The 17418-nt window shown below is 44.5% G+C and carries 16 protein-coding genes; 7 read left to right on the top strand and 9 right to left on the bottom strand.

What is annotated here, in order from left to right; genetic code table 11:
* Window positions 1-35: 35 nt before the first annotated feature.
* The 6 genes from K6G33_RS03685 to K6G33_RS03710 all read right to left on the bottom strand — a co-directional run bounded on the left by K6G33_RS03685 (window position 36) and on the right by K6G33_RS03710 (window position 6971).
* On the bottom strand, window positions 36-395 hold the full coding sequence (locus tag K6G33_RS03685; RefSeq protein WP_296776422.1) for a hypothetical protein: 360 nt from the start codon (window positions 393-395) through the stop codon (window positions 36-38).
* A 75-nt stretch (window positions 396-470) separates the two neighbouring features.
* A complete protein-coding gene (locus tag K6G33_RS03690) occupies window positions 471-3110 on the bottom strand; it encodes a cation-translocating P-type ATPase (protein ID WP_296776424.1) in 2640 nt (879 codons plus the stop codon).
* 833 nt (window positions 3111-3943) lie between these two features.
* Window positions 3944-4099: a cyclic lactone autoinducer peptide gene (locus K6G33_RS03695; RefSeq protein ID WP_296776426.1), complete on the bottom strand. Its 156-nt coding sequence runs from the start codon at window positions 4097-4099 to the stop codon at window positions 3944-3946.
* 251 nt (window positions 4100-4350) lie between these two features.
* On the bottom strand, window positions 4351-5661 hold the full coding sequence (locus tag K6G33_RS03700; protein ID WP_296776427.1) for a sensor histidine kinase: 1311 nt from the start codon (window positions 5659-5661) through the stop codon (window positions 4351-4353).
* Window positions 5662-5664: 3 nt separating this feature from the next.
* The gene (locus K6G33_RS03705) at window positions 5665-6390 is read right to left on the bottom strand and encodes a LytTR family DNA-binding domain-containing protein (RefSeq protein WP_296776429.1); all 726 of its coding nucleotides are present in this window, start codon (window positions 6388-6390) and stop codon (window positions 5665-5667) included.
* Window positions 6387-6971: an accessory gene regulator ArgB-like protein gene (locus K6G33_RS03710; protein ID WP_296776430.1), complete on the bottom strand. Its 585-nt coding sequence runs from the start codon at window positions 6969-6971 to the stop codon at window positions 6387-6389. Before K6G33_RS03710 ends, K6G33_RS03705 begins: the two co-directional genes overlap by 4 nt.
* Window positions 6972-7197: 226 nt before the next feature.
* Between K6G33_RS03710 and K6G33_RS03715 the strand changes: the two genes are divergently transcribed.
* The 5 genes from K6G33_RS03715 (at window position 7198) to K6G33_RS03735 (ending at window position 12644) form a co-directional block, all read left to right on the top strand.
* Window positions 7198-9999, top strand: coding sequence for a leucine-rich repeat protein (locus K6G33_RS03715; protein WP_296776432.1), 2802 nt, complete (start codon window positions 7198-7200; stop codon window positions 9997-9999).
* A 169-nt stretch (window positions 10000-10168) separates the two neighbouring features.
* Window positions 10169-10540, top strand: a complete 372-nt coding sequence (locus K6G33_RS03720; protein WP_296776434.1) for a NifB/NifX family molybdenum-iron cluster-binding protein — start codon at window positions 10169-10171, stop codon at window positions 10538-10540.
* The gene (locus K6G33_RS03725) at window positions 10516-11391 is read left to right on the top strand and encodes a radical SAM protein (RefSeq protein ID WP_296776435.1); all 876 of its coding nucleotides are present in this window, start codon (window positions 10516-10518) and stop codon (window positions 11389-11391) included. The genes K6G33_RS03720 and K6G33_RS03725 overlap by 25 nt, the downstream gene beginning before the upstream one ends.
* A 168-nt stretch (window positions 11392-11559) precedes the next feature.
* Window positions 11560-12414: a nitrogenase iron protein gene (gene nifH, locus K6G33_RS03730; RefSeq protein ID WP_296776437.1), complete on the top strand. Its 855-nt coding sequence runs from the start codon at window positions 11560-11562 to the stop codon at window positions 12412-12414.
* A gap of 8 nt (window positions 12415-12422) precedes the next feature.
* A complete protein-coding gene (locus K6G33_RS03735; protein ID WP_296776438.1) occupies window positions 12423-12644 on the top strand; it encodes a DUF1858 domain-containing protein in 222 nt (73 codons plus the stop codon).
* 508 nt (window positions 12645-13152) lie between these two features.
* Here the strand turns inward: K6G33_RS03735 and K6G33_RS03740 are convergent.
* Window positions 13153-13383 carry a hypothetical protein gene (locus K6G33_RS03740; RefSeq protein WP_296776440.1) on the bottom strand — a complete coding sequence of 77 codons (231 nt, stop codon included), beginning with the start codon at window positions 13381-13383 and terminating at the stop codon, window positions 13153-13155.
* Between the two features lie 42 nt (window positions 13384-13425).
* Window positions 13426-13671, bottom strand: coding sequence for an ACT domain-containing protein (locus tag K6G33_RS03745; RefSeq protein ID WP_173449540.1), 246 nt, complete (start codon window positions 13669-13671; stop codon window positions 13426-13428).
* 307 nt (window positions 13672-13978) lie between these two features.
* Between K6G33_RS03745 and K6G33_RS03750 the strand changes: the two genes are divergently transcribed.
* Window positions 13979-14737 (top strand): tRNA threonylcarbamoyladenosine dehydratase, encoded by a 759-nt coding sequence (locus K6G33_RS03750; protein WP_296776442.1) that lies wholly within the window; start codon window positions 13979-13981, stop codon window positions 14735-14737.
* Between the two features lie 379 nt (window positions 14738-15116).
* Window positions 15117-16037 carry a LysR family transcriptional regulator gene (locus tag K6G33_RS03755; protein WP_296776443.1) on the top strand — a complete coding sequence of 307 codons (921 nt, stop codon included), beginning with the start codon at window positions 15117-15119 and terminating at the stop codon, window positions 16035-16037.
* Between the two features lie 81 nt (window positions 16038-16118).
* Here the strand turns inward: K6G33_RS03755 and K6G33_RS03760 are convergent, their stop codons facing one another.
* On the bottom strand, window positions 16119-17255 hold the full coding sequence (locus K6G33_RS03760; protein ID WP_296776445.1) for a sugar-binding protein: 1137 nt from the start codon (window positions 17253-17255) through the stop codon (window positions 16119-16121).
* Between the last annotated feature and the right edge of the window lie 163 nt (window positions 17256-17418).

The following is a 17418-nucleotide window of genomic DNA, read 5'->3' on the forward strand; positions in this document are numbered from 1 at the left end:
TGGGACATCGGAGTCACTGTCCTATACAATATGGTTTATGGAAAATCTTTTGGGATACCGTGCTCCAAAGCCATTATTGCTGATATGCTTAGATTTATATAATATTTTGGAAGCCCTGTTTCTACAGACATTTCTGAAATATCCTTTAATACTTTCTGACATTTCTCAGGATAACAGTGAAAAAGCAAACCTGCTGCGTCAGAGCGGTATGATATATTGTCACTGTCTAATAAGGGCAGCAATTCCGCCTGACGACCGTCGTCTATCAATTTCCTCGCGTATTTTCGCATAATATCAAAGTATTTATTGTACTGCCTTATGGACTTATCCTTGATGAGTATTTCATCTCGTTTTTGTAATGCTTCGATAACGTAGTCTAAATCGTCTTTTTTCATTTTAATAGCCTTTCATAGGTATAAGCAAGGGCGCACAAAGGGCGCCCTTACTACTCTCTAATTTCTACTCTCTACTCACTTTTTAGAAGCTGTGCGCTGGAAGCACTTTACTATCTCGACGATAGGAACTATGCAAGCTCCTGCGAGGAATGCCCAGAGGTAATTTGTGCCTGTGAGTGCTGAAAGTGAGAAGATCTCTCTCAGCTTTGGTATAAAGAGTACAGGTACTGTGAGTATTGCTGAAAGTGCGATAGAACCGAGGAGTACGATGTTGTGTTTTTTCATAGTGAATATGGACTCTTTAAGGCTTCTCATGTTCCATGCGTGGAGCATTTCGCAAACGCAGAGGGTAATGAATGCCATTGTCATGCCTGCGCCGTGACCCTCGCTGTTGTATCCGATAACGTAGGAAACAAGTGTGAGAGCAGCGATAACAGTACCCTGCCACAGCAGATTGATGCCGAGACCGTCTGAGAAGATGTGAGAATTGCTGCTTCTTGGCTTACGCGACATGATGCCGTTTTCGGCAGGCTCCATGCCGAGAGCTATTGCAGGGAAGCAGTCTGAGATAAGGTTTATCCAGAGCAGGTGTACAGGATTGAATATAACGAATGAACCGCCTGTAAGGCTTCCCAGACCCAGTGTAGCGATGAGTATGCAGAGCACCTCGCTGAGGTTGCTGGAGAGCAGGAACTGTATAGCCTTGCGGATATTGTCGTAGATACGTCTGCCTTCCTCGACAGCGCCTACGATAGTTGCGAAGTTGTCATCTGTGAGGACCATATCGGCAACGTTCTTAGTAACGTCTGTACCTGTGATGCCCATGCCAACGCCGATATCAGCGCTCTTGATAGACGGAGCGTCGTTAACGCCGTCGCCTGTCATAGCAGTGGTCATATTCTTCTTGCGCCATGCGTTTACTATACGAACCTTGTGTTCAGGCTGAACACGCGCATAAACGCTGTAATTCTCAACAGTTGCGTTGAACTCGTCATCAGGTATCTTTGAGAGCTCTGCGCCTGTGAGAGCCTGCTGACCCTCGCCGAGGATACCCAGCTCCTTAGCGATAGCAACGGCAGTATCTCTGTGGTCGCCTGTTATCATAACGGGACGTATGCCTGCTGTGCGGCAAAGACCGATAGCGTCCTTTACTTCGGGACGGACAGGGTCGATCATACCTGTCATACCGATGTATATAAGATCGTGCTCAAGTCCCTCTGGTGAGATATCGCTCGGAAGCTCATCGTATTCGCGGTAAGCTGCAAGAAGAACTCTGAGAGCCTGATCTGCCATTTCCTTATTGCGGCGGAGTATCTCAAGTCTGTCAGACTCGGTCATTATGCGAACGCCGCCTTCTTTGAACATATGAGTACAATTTTTCAGCACTTCGTCGGGAGCGCCCTTTGTGTACTGGATATAGCCCTTGTTGGTCTTGTGGACTGTGGACATCATCTTTCTGAGCGAATCGAAAGGAGCTTCTGCAACTCTTGGAGCAGCAGCTTCAAGCTCGTACTTTTTAAGACCGCACTTATGTGCGTAAGCTACGAGAGCAGCCTCAGTAGGCTCGCCCGCAACCGTATCGTCGGAATTGAGAACAGCGTCACAGCAAAGAGCCATAGCTGTTGCAAGGAGCTCCTTGTCGTCTGTGTTCTCCTGAACGACTGTCATCTTGTTCTGTGTGAGAGTACCTGTCTTATCGGAGCATATTACCTGAGCACAGCCGAGAGCCTCAACAGCAGTAAGTCTGCGTATGATAGCGCCGCGCTTTGACATATTGGTAACGCCGATGGAAAGAACGACTGTAACAACGGCTGCAAGACCCTCAGGGATAGCAGCAACTGCAAGGCTTACAGCGATCATGAATGATTCAAGGAAGCCGGGGAGAGTTATTGCACCGTTCTTTACGAGCATCTGAACTATATTAAGACCGAGGATTATAACGCAGATAACGAGAACTGCGATAGAGAGTATCTTACTGAGCTGGTCGAGGCTCTTCTGGAGAGGAGTCTCATCATCGTCCGCGTCAGCGATAGCGCCTGCGATCTTACCCATTTCGGTTTTCATACCTGTAGCGACTACTACAGCCTCTGCACGTCCGTAAGCGATACTGCTGCCCATGTAGAGCATATTTTTTCTGTCGCCGAGAGGTACTTCCTCGCCGCTGAGAACGGCGCTGTCCTTTTCTGACGGAACGCTTTCACCCGTGAGGGCGGATTCTTCTGCTTTGAGAGCAGCTGCTTCGATGATACGGCAGTCTGCGGGAACGTTGTCGCCTGCTTCGAGTGTGATGACATCACCGGGTACGAGTTCCGCACTTGGTATAACTACGAGCTCGCCCGAGCGGTATACCTTGCTCTGTGCGGCACTCATAGCCTGTAAAGCTTCGATAGCGGATTCAGCTTTATTTTCCTGATATACGCCGAGAACTGCATTTGCTATGACAACGAAAAGGATAATGAATACGTCTGCATCGAGCTTGCCCTCAGAGATGATACCTGTAATGGCGGATATCACAGCGGCAGCGATAAGGACGATTATCATCGGGTTCTTGAATTGTTCGATGAATCTTGCCAGAAGAGTAGGCTTCGGCGGTTCGTCGAGCTTGTTCTGACCGACTTTTTCGAGTCGCTTTGCAGCTTCGTCTGCGGTAAGTCCCGAAGCGGTACTTTCGACCTCTTTCAGGACAGCTTCAGTGGATTCAAGATAATGTTTCATGTTTTTCCTCCGATATCCGTTAGTAATGCTTGATTTAACACGGCGTATTCCGCATTATTACAATACTAAACAGATAATATTTTATCATTTACAGGCTAAAAAGTCAAGATATTTGTGTGTGCAAATCATGACCGAATCGTGTACAAACGGTGAAATGTAGAGTGGGTACAAAAAAAGCCCGTTCTCTGCATGAACGGACTTTTTGTTTAGGAGTTGAAGCGGAACTCCCTCTATGAAAAATCACTGTATGATTTACTGCGAAACAAGCAAATGAATGGAAATTCTGATTTGCTATTGTACTTTCAAGCGTTGTTATTAGATTTATAGAGATGGTTTTTTAGAGAGATCTGAAAGCGTAAAAGGGTTCACTGTTTGTTCCGAAGAAGTAATGACATACTAATGATCATCACCGAAGATCTTATATGACGGAGAAGGCAGCCTGCCGATTTTTATCGGCAGGACCTTTTCTTCCGTTAAAGGGATATGATGTATTATAAAAGCTGTTGGCTGTAATCAAAGGTACAGGCACTTTTATCGCAAATGATGCAGTCACGATGTAAATAAATGACCGGAATGTCCGTTTATTTAGGTTCGTCGTCCGAAAAGTGACTGCGCGATCATCTGCCTGTCCGTTGACCGTGTGTCAGGTCTGTTAGATGATAATGCTGCGGCTGGTGATAAGACTGTTGGTGCTTGTTGCTGATAACAGCATTGGTGCGATAATTACTGTTCGGCGTAATTGATAAAAACGCTTCTTTGAGTAGGTATGTAGTGCGGCATTAAAAGAGAATGTTATGTGGGTGTGTGATAGATTGTGGTAAAGAGAGTAGTGATTAAAATTTTCTGAGTTTTTTGAGATCCTTGGGGGGTTCAGGCTGGTTGATCCACCATGCGCAAGCGGAATTCGCGTTCTGCTCTGCTGCCTTCACTGATCTTGATACGATGGCTTTCATAATAGTGGCTTTGACAGTGTTTAGGTTATTTTTCATTATTTAGAAAATACCTCCTGAATAAATGATTGAGCGGACACCTTTAGGACGACGCCTAAGTATTATTATATTTGCGAAACCGAAAAAGTCAATATGTTTGCACTAAACGCCGTTTATTTGCATTTTTACACTTTGATTCAATCAAATAACATTGATAAATGCACGTAAATGGGCTGAAAACGCGCTTTTCTCATATTGCAATTGTGTCTGCTGCGGGTGGGTGTTCGTATGTATAAATTCATATACCGACTTTACTCCTGAGGCGGTACTGAGTTTTCATCATCGGGGATAGGTATAAGAACTTCGGTGATAAAAAGGTCATCTTCGGTGTGTGCATTGAAGCTTCCGTGATATTTTTCGCAGGCGCTTCGGATATTAGAAAGGCCTATGCCCTGATGATACTTTTTGGTGCTCTTGAAGCCCTTAACAGCGTCGGGCTCTACCCTGCTGAATGTGTTTTCGAGGTAGATGAACACGAAATAGTTCCTTCGCGTTATTGAGAGCCACACATGGCGCTTGCCTTCGGGAAGCTCCGAACAGGCTTCAAAGGCATTGTCGAGCAGGTTTGAGAAGATAGCGGTTATATCAAGGTTTGATATGAAGTCAACGAGTGTGAATTCCGCATCGACCTTGAAGTCGATCTTCAGGTTGTCGGCGGATTCGAGCTTATTGTTGATAACAACTGTAAGGATAGGGCTGTCGCACTCAAAGCGCGGCATGAGCTTGTTGAGCTCGGCGTTGAGCAGATCCTTGTAGCGTTCTGCTTCATCGGCTTTATTTGCGTTGATGAGCCCTTCGAGGGAGCTGATATGCTTTTTTACGTCGTGAATGATACGTCTTGAGGCGTTGTATTTTTCGTTCAGCGCCTTGTACGCATTCAGCTGGAGCATGGACTGCTGTGTAACGAGTTCGAGCTCTTTCTCCGTGCGGTAGGCTTTTGATATCCTTTGCAGGAGGTAGGTGAGGTAGAGGTCGAGCAGGAGAAATATCAGCAGGATAACAACTATCTCGTATCTTCCTGTGGAAGTAACGATCATGTCGTTGAGGAAGTTAAAGAGTACTATCTCGCCGATTATGAGCACGAAGAACATGAGGAACTCCTGTGTCCTGATATCGTTAAGACCCTTTCCCGAAGCCATGACGACGAAGCCTTTTGATATTGCCAGCATGACTATCCAGTCCATTACGACCGCTGCGGCAAACAGAGGATTTGAGCGAAAGACGAACTCAGTAGTCACGCCCGTTGTGAATGCCAGCAGGAGTATCGTCAGCATCTCGACTATCATCATTATCGTGAGGATTATCGCGTCATATATGATAAAACTTCGGCTCTGATACTTATAGAATACTATGTTGAGTATTATCATTGATGAAAAGCTGTACACCAGTCTGACAACGGGGATATCGACCTTTTGTACCAGAGTCATTCCCACGGAAGCCAGCAGAAGGCACAGGAGCTGAGTAGCGATATGGTGTCTTTTTGAGGTGTATATCTTCTCGAACATAACAAAAGAATAGATATAGAATGCGATAGATGATGCAAAATGTATTAAGTAGTTCATATCTTACCCCTGTCTTATGTAGTTCTTTATGAAGCGGCTGAATTCGTTGTGGAATTCCTTCAGCTTTTTCTGGGCGACGGGTACTTCTATACCGTTTGTGGTATAAAGTGTGAAGCTGTTTAGCTTGTCGATATGCTCCATATTGATAATAAAGCTTTTATGAGGAGAAACGAAGCTTTCTGAGTTTATCAGGGAGAATATATCGGAAAGACTGCCTTTTATGCGGTATTTTTCGGATTTAGTGTAAACTGTTATCCTGCGGTTGCCGGTATATTCAAATACGTAAATATTACGCAGGCTGAGGAGCAGAGGCCCGTCCTCGCCTTTGAGCTGGATAACGGCTTCGTTCTCGGTATCTTCCGAAAGGTAATGCGACAGCTCGTTCAGGACGCTGTAGATGCGTTCCTTTTTGAATGGCTTGACCACGAAATCGAATGGGTGGACAGCATAGCTGCGCAGAGCACACTCGGAGTGGTTTGTGACGTAAACGATCTTTGCGCGGCGATCCATCTGTCTGAACAGCTGTGCTGTTTTCAGACCGTCGATGCCGCTCATTTCAATGTCGAGGAATACCAGATCGAAGTTGATCTTGCTTTCGAGCAGCTTTTCGCCGCAGCCGAAGCTCTGCACCTTGAATTCGAGGGAATTGGAGGTGCTGTATTCAGAGATGGCTTCTTTCAGTGTTTTGATGATATCGTTGTCATCATCGCATATAGCTATATTTATCATGCTATCGCTCCTTTCTTGTTAAGTGATCGTCCTATTATCAGCAGCAGACCTGTATAGAAGATCGCCATTGAAGCTGAAATAAGCAGCGAACAAAAGCCGAAAAACATGAATACATCGGCAGCGATCACGGAAAAGAACGCTGCAATAAGCGAACGTTTGCGGAATACGATGCGTTCTATATTGTCGAAAGGCTTTGTCGGAGTATCTGTAGGTGCGAAAATGAATATCAGAACAAGTCCTGATATGATAAAGAAAAGCGATGATATAAGCCCCAACGTATCGGTGAGGAGCTTTTCTGCGGCGATGACCGATAAAAGTATCATCATTGAAGAAAAGAAGCATAAGCACCGTGTTCTGGCGTGGTAGCCGCCGCAGCAGCTGCGGAGCGGTTGATATACCGCCATAAAGAATATGACGGCAGGAGCACTGTGAAGTGCAAAAGCAACTATAAGCATAGCTGCCGAGATGATGGTTTTCATGATAGTAAGCTCAAGCCCGAAGCGGACGATCTCAGTGTCTTCGGATTTGACGAAGCCTCCGCTGATGAGCTTACTCATGATCTTATCAAGTATCTGATTCATTTTTCATATCCCTGTCCCTTGGACGACGCACAGAGTTTAATAATTTTATACGCAGCCCATAATTTAATCTATGATTTTACTTATCAGATTAATTATATACTAAATCTAAGCAAAAATCAAGAGATATCGGGCTTTTATATTGACATAATTATTATAAAATGATATAATATAATTCACAAAAACTATGTAATATAGTCATTAATATGGATATGGGAGGCTTTTTTGAATGAAAGGTTTAATTTCTACACTTGCTGCACTCGCTTTGATAAGCAGTTCCGTTACGGGCATAATACCTGTTGCAAATATTGGCAATACTGTTGCTGCTGCCGAGGAAACGGGCAGCAAGGAATACACTTTTGAATCCGCAAAAAGAACTGAAAGCAAGGACGGTCTGCAATTTGAAATATATGACGGATATGCTTCATTGAAGTATGTTTCCGATAAGGATATCGAAGAATTCACAGTTCCCGAGACTATCAGCGGCTTGCCTGTAGTGGGCTTTGAGTTCGGCGCATTCAGAGACTGCGAAAAGCTGAAAAAACTGACGCTTTCCAAGAATATCGCCGTTTTGAACTGGCTTGAAATCGCTGAAGCCGCTATGAATGAGATAGCTGTGACCGAGGACAATGAGAATTTCACGGTCATTGACGGTATCCTGTACACAAAGGATAAGAAAACTCTGGTGGCTTGTCCGCCCGAAAGCGGCATAACAGAGGTGAAACTGCCTGCTGAGACCGAAAAGATAGCAAGCGGTGCATTTGTCTGCTGCAAGACTCTCAAAAAGGTAGAAATGACGGATAATGTCAAGACTATCGAGCAGTGCGTTTTCTTTGGCTGTGAAGCTCTTGAAAGCATAAACCTGTCAAATAGTCTCACACATATCTATCCTTATACATTCGCAGGCTGCTTCGCGCTGAAAGAGCTTACTATCCCCGAAAGTGTCGATACTATCGAGAATCCTGCCTTCACGGACGCAGGCTGCGTAGTCAAAGATGGCGGCATACACTATGTAGACAACTGGGCTGTAGCTTCTGACCCTGATATACAACGCGCTGATATCAGAGAGGGCACTGTCGGAACAGCAGCAGGAATGTGCGTCAGCAGAAACCACCTGAGAGTAATAACTGTACCTGCTTCCGTAAAGCACGTAGGAATGTATCTTGCTTTTGGTCTGAAAATGCCGTTGGAGCTGGTAGAGTTCTATAATAACGTTATCCCTGCAAGATGTATCGGCTGCTTGAATGTCAAGGAAGTACACGTTTTCGACCCTGACTGCAAAATAGATGATGATAATATGTCTATCCCGTCTTACTGGAGAGAATATACCTATACCGATGTTGAGGACGAAGTGGAAGAACCTCTCGATTATACCCTCAGCCATAGTGTATCTAAAGTAAGCAGTTCAGGTTCAGGTTCAAAAACTATTTTTGTATCTGCAAATACATCTCTGATAGACCTTGACGAGACAAAGCCCGATAAGAACGAAAGCAGCAGTGTATGGGTAGTCGGAGATAACACTATCAGTGGCAGCAGTGATAATTTACCAAAGGTTTATCACGCTCCTATAAAGAAGGGCAATCCTGCCAGATACGACACTGTTATCCGCGGAGTAAAGGGCTCTACAGCAGAGGCTTACGCACTTAAATACAGGAGAATATTCGAGGAGTTCGAGCCTTTGAACACATTAGTAGGTCCTGATATATACGACGATGAAGAATCGGGCGCTTTGTACTGGATATACGGCAAAAGCCATGCAAGTGTAAGACTTAAAGGCACTGCCAACGCTGATGTCAAGGACGTTGTTATCCCTGAGACTGTCAAGGGAGTTCCCGTAACGACTTTTGTTGTGAACTGCAACATGAAAGCGGGCAAGGTCACACTTCCTTCAACTATCACAACATTCAAAGTAAGTCCCGATCTCATGATGGATAACACTTCATATTATGAGGTCAGCAAGGACAATCAGTACTTTACTTCCGTTGACGGAATAATATACACAAAGGATATGACCGAGCTTGTAAAAGTTCCGTCCAATTATGAGGCAGATGAAATAGTCGTTCCTGACGGCGTTAAGACTATCCGCAGCGGAGCTTTCCACAGCCTGAAATACGTCAAGACAGTAAAGCTTCCCGACAGTGTTGAGGTCATCGGCAGGAATGCTTTTGTCGGCTCACAGAAGCTCAAAAAGATCGAAATGCCTGAGAAACTCGACATTATATGTGATGGAGCGTTTTTAAGCTGTACTGCTCTTGAAGATGTAAAAATACCTGACAGCGTAAAACATATCGGCTATCAGGCGTTCTATGAAGTTCCTGCTGTGAAGTTCGATGGCGGTTTGGGTTATCTTGATAACTGGCTCGTAGATATAAAATACGATCATTATATTGATGTAGCTCCGCGTGAGGGCACAGTAGGTATCGCAAGAATAAGAGTATCAGGTCAGTTGGTCGTACCGAAGAGCGTTACTAAAATGAGCTGGGAAATGGTTTACAGTCATGAAGATATACTGTCAAGAGCAGATGTTTACTCTCATGTTATCGACTTCGATGCATTCAAGAACGCGATATATATGAAGGATATCTACATTTATGACCCTGAGTGCGAGATATGTGCAGGCGATCAGACTATACCTGCAAAGCACCTTGAATATAAATATGATAGCGGAATTGAAGGTCTGCAAATGCCTCCTATGGTATATTCTTCAGCAAGAACATTAGCCGACAGACTTGAAGAAACTAATACCTATAAGTTGGCTGATACCGTTATCCACGGCTATAAGGGCTCTACAGCAGAGGCTTACGCTAAGATGTACGGCATAAAGTTTGTTGAGATAGGTGCAGAGACCTACGAAAAGGGCGATATCAACGGCAACGGCTCGTTCAATGTAGGCGACCTGATACTCATGAACAGATATATCCACGGCACATATAAGTTCACTAAGGAGCAGTTTGAGGCTGCCGACATGAACGGCGACAACAGCGTTGATGTATTTGACGTGGTAGAGTTCCGCAAGGAGCTTCTTAAATAAGATGCATATATAAATTTTGCCCCGAAGCGTTTTAACGCTTCGGGGCATTGTTATTAATATTGATCGCGCTATCAGTTTTTTTGAGAACCAAATCTCGGTAACAAGTATTGGACAAACATACTAAGCCTATGTATAATATAAGCATACCCGTTAGCAAAGGAGGTAAAATATGGCGTATAGAATAGCTATCGCTTCAACCGACGGTATCGTCGTAAATCAGCATTTCGGTCACGCAGAGAGATTTCACATTATAGAACTTGATGCTGAAACAGGAAATTACAGCTTTACAGGTACAAGAGAGGTGGAACGTGTCTGTCAGGGACACTATCACAATGATTCTTCATTCGATAAGATCATAGAAGTATTAAGTGACGTTCACGCAGTTCTTGTTGCAAAGATCGGACAGGGCGCTTCACAGCAGCTTGAATGCCGTGGACTTACGGTGTACGAAGCTCCGTTTCCCATCGAACCGCTGATAGAAAAGATAAAGAGCGACAAATTATGGGAGGTGGATAAATGGCGATATCCTACGAAGAACTGACCGATAAGCACCCCTGCTATGCAAGGGGAAAGAAAGGAACAACAGGAAGGATACATCTTCCCATAAGTCCTACCTGCAACATCGAGTGCCGCTTCTGCGACAGACGCATCAACGATTACGAAAAGCGTCCAGGAGTTGCTTCGACGGTCATAAAGCCCGAAGAAGCAATTGATGTAATAAAGAAGTCACTTGAACTATGTCCTGCTATCAAAGTTGCAGGAATAGCAGGTCCGGGAGACACTCTTGCTTCGGACTTCGCGCTGGAAACGTTCAGGCTCATAAAGAAGAACTTCCCCGACCTTGTGAAGTGTATGAGCACAAACGGACTTCTTCTTGCTGAAAAGGCTGACGAAATAATCTCAACGGATATCGACTCCCTTACTGTCACAGTCAACGCGGTCGATCCCGAGATCGAAGCCAAACTCAACAGGGGCATACTCTGGCACGGAAAGCATTATACGGGCGTTGAAGCTGCCGAGATACTCATAAAAAATCAGCTTGAAGGCATACGCAAAGTCAGCGCGGCAGGCATTACCATAAAGGTCAATACAGTGCTTGTTATCGGCATAAACGACGAGCACATCGAGGAGATAGCGAAAACTGTAACGGAAGCAGGTGCTTCCATATACAATATTATCCCGCTTATCCCTCAGAATGAGCTTAAAGATTATCCCGAACCCACCTGCGCTCAGATAGAGAGCGTCAGGGCGAAGGCTGCAAAATATATAGATGTATTCAGGCATTGTCAGCGATGCCGTGCGGACGCTATCGGAGTTCCGGGCGAAAAGGACTACGGCGACCAGATATACTTAAAGCGTATCGCGCATAAGGATACATTCTCACACGGTTGACGGCTTCATGCCCACAGGAGCTTTATCCTGTACTGTGCCGCTGCGTTTTCTCTGCTTGCAGCGGTACAGTTATCCTCAATATTTAAAGCCGCAAGCCATAAGATATCAGCTTTTGGCTGCGGCTGACGAAAAATTATGAAAATATAAGAATGAAAGGTGTAAATAAAAATGGCTAAGGAAATAAGACAGATCGCAATTTACGGAAAGGGCGGCATCGGTAAATCTACCACTACACAGAACCTCACAGCAGGACTTGTTGAACGCGGCAATAAAGTAATGGTAGTCGGCTGCGACCCAAAGGCAGACTCAACAAGACTTCTTCTCGGCGGACTTGCACAGAGAACTGTTCTTGATACTCTCCGCGAGAACGGCGAAGATATCGAGCTTGAAGATATCCTCAAAGAGGGCTACGGCGGAACACGCTGCGTAGAATCAGGCGGCCCTGAGCCTGGTGTAGGCTGTGCGGGACGCGGTATCATTACTTCTATCGGACTTCTCGAAAGACTCGGAGCATACACAGACGACCTCGATTATGTATTCTATGACGTACTCGGCGACGTTGTATGCGGCGGATTTGCAATGCCTATCCGTGAGGGCAAGGCAAAGGAAATATACATTGTTGCCAGCGGCGAGATGATGGCACTCTATGCTGCCAACAACATCTCAAAGGGTATTGCAAGATACGCAAAACAGGGCGGTGTACGTCTTGGCGGCATCATCTGCAACAGCCGTAACGTTGACCGTGAGCGTGAGCTTGTTGCTGCGTTTGCAAAGGAACTGGGAACTCAGCTCATACACTTTGTTCCCCGTGACAACGAAGTACAGCGAGCAGAGATACACAAAAAGACTGTTATCGACCACAAGCCCGATGCTCATCAGGCTGACGAGTACCGCGAGCTTGCAAAAAAGATCGAGGAAAATACACAGTTTGTTATTCCAAAGCCTCTTACTCAGGAAAGACTTGAAGAGATACTCCTTGAATACGGTCTTCTTGACGCTATCGAGGACAACTATCACATCTGAGGTGCAGCATGAAAATAGATATCGACAGAGTTGATGTTGTAACTCCGAATACGCTTATCGGCGATCTTGTGCTGTTTCACCCTGAGACAGCAGAGCTGCTTTTCAGTATCGGTATGCACTGTCTCGGCTGTCCGTCATCAGGAGTTGAAACTGTAAGCGACGCAGCGAGCACACACGGATTTGAAACGGAAAAGCTTGTGGCTCAGCTTAATGAAATTATCAGGAAATGACAGCATATAGCCTGATTTTATAGCTTGCGATAAAACTTCGGGATTGGACAAGTGTCAGGATTCAGGTTATAATATATACATATCCAACAGGAAAGGAGCTGTACAAATGGTAAATAACAAAAACTCCATACAGCACATTTTCCGCTCAGTGCTCATTTGTACAGAGCGGATGTGGAAAGCAGGACGATGTTGACCCGATCAGCCTTTCAACCGCCTTCCAAGTAATATGTGCAATAAAAAAGTAGGTTTTGATAACAGAAAGTATCATTTGCTTTTTCGGAAAATATTCGGCGGCAGTATGTATTCCATCAGTACATGAGCCATGACCGCAGTATCTCATGAAATTATCAGAACTGATACCGTAAGATGAATTGATCCGCCCTGCTTTCATTAGGCTCAGGCGGATCTTTTGTTATGTCGCATTAAACAAAATGGGGAAACCTTTCTTCAGAAAGGTTTCCCCGATAATTTCGCGTAAAGCTTCGATACGAGCATATGGATACACTGTTCATATCACAGCACCCTGTGAGCCGATATAATACTTTATAAATTCATCTGCACAGGCAGATCTTGGCATTGGTGCGGACTGCCATATGAGCTCGCCGTAACATTCAAAGCTGAGCACATAGCCGTCGCACTGATCCCAGCCGTATAAAATATAATCTCTGCCGTTATTCGAGAAAGACAGCTCATTGTCTGAAATAATGGCTTTCCTGAGTTCATTAACGCTTATATCCATTCTCTGTAAAATCCTTTATTTTTTATGCGTGACATTCATATCTCACAAGTCTGTGATCCTTACCTGCTGCACATTCTTTATCCTGCGAAGTCTTCTCATTACCGCTTCGTTCTCGGACACCGTTCCAAAGTCGATATCCGCAGTGAAATGCGAAACAAAGGTATTCTTTTCATCAGTCACAACATTTGCCGTATGCGTGATTATGTTGCCGTTCAAACGTCTGATAACGTTGGATATCTCGCCGACAAGACCTATCCTGTCGAGGGATATGACTTCGATCCTTTTCATATTATCACTCCTGTAAATAAAAATAGAGACATTTCAGTCTCTGCGCCGAACTGTTCATTTACAGGCAGAAAAAGCCTACGATTCAGCAGACGCAGAGCAGTTTATTATACAATTATTGATGCCGCACATATATACCTGCATAACAAACACCTCCGTAAACACAAACACAAAATAAGTATGTTGATATTATACTATAATTTATATACTTTGTCAATAGGTTTTCTGTGAATTTGTTATTGACAAATCCTCTCGGCAACTATATAATCATATTATAACTATAAAAATACTATTATAACGGGTGAAGAAAATGTTGAATCAGTTTTCAAGAACACAGCTTCTTTACGGTGAAGAAGCAATAGAAAAGCTCTCGGCATCGAGAGTTGCGGTATTCGGGATAGGCGGTGTCGGCGGATATGTCTGTGAAGCTCTTGTCCGCAGCGGCGTAGGACATTTCGACCTTATTGACGACGACAAGGTATGCCTTACCAATCTTAATCGCCAGATACTCGCCACGAGAAAAACTGTCGGCAAATACAAGGCGGAGGTCATGGCTGAGCGTATGAAGGAGATAAATCCTGATGTCGATATACGGATACACAAGTGCTTTTTTCTGCCCGAAAATGCCGATGATTTTCAGTTCGGAGAATATGATTACGTCGTTGACGCAGTTGACACGGTGACCGCAAAGCTTGAACTGATAATGCGTTCACAGAGCCTTAACGTGCCCATAATCAGCGCAATGGGTGCAGGCAACAAGATCGACGCGGGACGGCTGAAGATCGCGGATATATATGATACACAGGTCTGTCCCCTTGCTCGTGTCATGAGGCATGAACTCAGAAAGCGCGGCGTAAGGAAACTGAAGGTGGTATACTCTGACGAGCAGCCTATCCGACCGATAGAGGATATGTCCATCAGCTGCCGAACTCACTGCATCTGTCCTCCGGGAGCGCAGCACAAATGCACGGAACGCCGCGATATCCCGGGCAGTACCGCTTTTGTGCCTGCTGTTGCGGGACTGCTCATAGCGGGAGAAATAGTAAAGGAACTCACTTCATTCAGCTGATATGCTGCTTTGGGGATATCAGTTTATCCGATAAACTCTTCGCAGGCATTATAGCTTTTCGGCTGTCACTGATATAGCATTATCCTATAATCTGTAATGGATTTTTAGCATTGGACAAACCGCTGTTTTCAGGGTATAATATAACCATACCAAACGAAAGGAGCGGTAAAAATGAAAAACAGAATATCCTGTATGCTTGGTATGCTCCGCTCTGTCGTCAGGGGAACAGACCGAATGTGCAGCAAGGCACGATGTAATATATGATCCATTATTTAGCTGAAACCATTAAGTGTATAACCTCCTAAAATAATACATTTAAATGAGATAATAAAGGCAGCTTCTTCTGTAGTGAAGAGGCTGTTTTTTTACGAGGTGTCCTATGACTTTACAACAGATAAATTATCTTCTTACGATCTCGGAATCCCGATCAATGAACAAGGCTGCGGAAAAGCTTTTCATTGCACAGCCGACATTGACGGGTGCTGTAAGAGATGCTGAAAACGAGCTGGGCATACAGATCTTTCACCGTACCCATAAAGGCGTTACGCCGACGGTCGAGGGAGACAACTTCCTTGCCAAAATAAAGCGTGTCTACCAGCAGTATGAAGAGATCATGGAAGAATACGGAGAGGAAATGAATTTCCGCCGAAGATTTGCTGTGTCCATGCAGCACTATTCCTTTGCTGTCAAGGCGTTCATAGAAATGGCAAAGCATTATGATTCCAACAAGTTCGATCTTGCGCTGAGAGAAACTGCTACAGCGAACGTTATCAAGGACGTAAGCTCGATGAAAAGCGAGATCGGCATAATCTATACCTGCGAAGCCAATCAGCGTGTGATAAACAGGCTGCTCCGCGAGAACGAGCTTGATTTCACATCGCTTATCGAATGCCCCGCCAGCGTCTATCTTGCACGTTCCCATCCTCTTGCCAAAGAAAAGGAGCTTACCTTTGAACAACTTGATCCATACCCATGTCTGTCCTTTGAACAGCAAAACGAGACCGAGATATATTTCGCCGAAGAAATACTCATTGAACACGCTTATCAGAAGACCGTAAAGGCTACTGACAGAGCTACCATGATGAATCTTATGGAAGGACTGAACGGCTACACTCTCTGTTCGAGCATATACTCGGAAAAGCTCAGCGGAGATCAGTTCCTTGTGATACCATTCAGGACTGAGGACAGTGCTCAGAGCACCATGAATATAGGATATATCACAAAGAAGAACAACGAGCTGAGCAGTATGGGAAAGAGATTCCTTGACGAAGTGAGGAGAGAACTCGAAATAAGAGAATAAACGGCATTAGAGCAGCGGAGCTTTTGCTCCGACGCAAAAAAGGACTTCCCTAATGAAGTCCTTTTTTCGTAAATGCGTAATTTATTTTACCAGTTCAAGGTATTTATTGTCATCGTCCCATTTATAGAGACCTGTATTTACCATAAGCTGTAAATTATCCTTTGTGACAACCTCAGGAACGAGGAGATAAGACTGAACGTGCTTTACGCCGTTCTCATATGTCTCGGAATCAAAGTTTACGGGAACAGAAAGTTCAGATGTGAGCTTGCCTGTCGGTACTTCGCCCTGAAGCACTCTCTTGCAGACCTCAAAAGCAACGGTAGCTTCGTCGTGAACGTTCTTGTAAACGGTCATAGCCTGCTTGCCGTCAACGATGTTTTTAAGGTTTTCGATATCGCCGTCCTGACCTATGATAATAGGATATTTTTCTCCTGTATAGTTGGAGGCGATAGCCTTTGTAACACCGAGCGCGGTTGAATCGTTTGCACATACTACTGCATCGAGTGTTTCACCGTCAGCATAACAGCTCTTTAAAGTAGTTTTCATGTTCTTCTCTGCCTCATCAACAGACCATTCCGGAGTTGCAACTCTTTCAAAAGTTGTCATTCCTGACGGAACGATTAACTTTCCTGCTTCGATATCGTCCTTTAATGTCTCATATGCACCGTTGAAGAAGTATTTAGCGTTGTTATCACCTGCATCGCCTGCAACGAACTCAATATTGTAAGGACCTGCTGTTGTATCAAGGCTGAGCTGATCGCGGAGGAACTGTGCCTGAAGTTTTCCTACCAAAAAATTATCGTACGAAACATAATATGTTATCGCATCTGTGTTCATGATAAGACGGTCATACGAAACTATTGATATATTATTGTTCTTTGCATCTTCCAGAGTTGTGGAGAGAGAGGTTCCGTCAACAGCTGCGATAAGAAGCAGATCTACCTTATCTGAGATCATTCCCATTATATCATTATTCTGCCTTGCAGAATCATTTCCGGCATATACAAGTTCTACATCATATCCGGCTGCCTCGAACTGTGATTTAAGGTACTCACCGTCATTATTCCAGCGCTCGAGCTCCTGCGCTGGCATAGATATACCAACTGTTTTTTTCTGGATGCTTGTCGGCGCATTATTAGTATCGGTTTTTTCTGAGCCGCATGAAACGAGAGAGAGACCCATTGTAACTGCCATAACCGATGCAACAATCTTTTTCATAATGATTCCTCCTTATTTATTACCTATTAAAGCATTTTAACCCAGTTCAATAAAGTATGCTTTACTATATTTTACTCTGTATTTCCCGATGTGTCAATACATAAAGAGTACAATTGTATGAAGTATGTATAATGTGCTACCAAATATGTGCAAAACACCAATA

Origin of the sequence: Ruminococcus sp., from assembly GCF_024691275.1 — a bacterium.
Taxonomy (GTDB): domain Bacteria; phylum Bacillota; class Clostridia; order Oscillospirales; family Ruminococcaceae; genus Ruminococcus.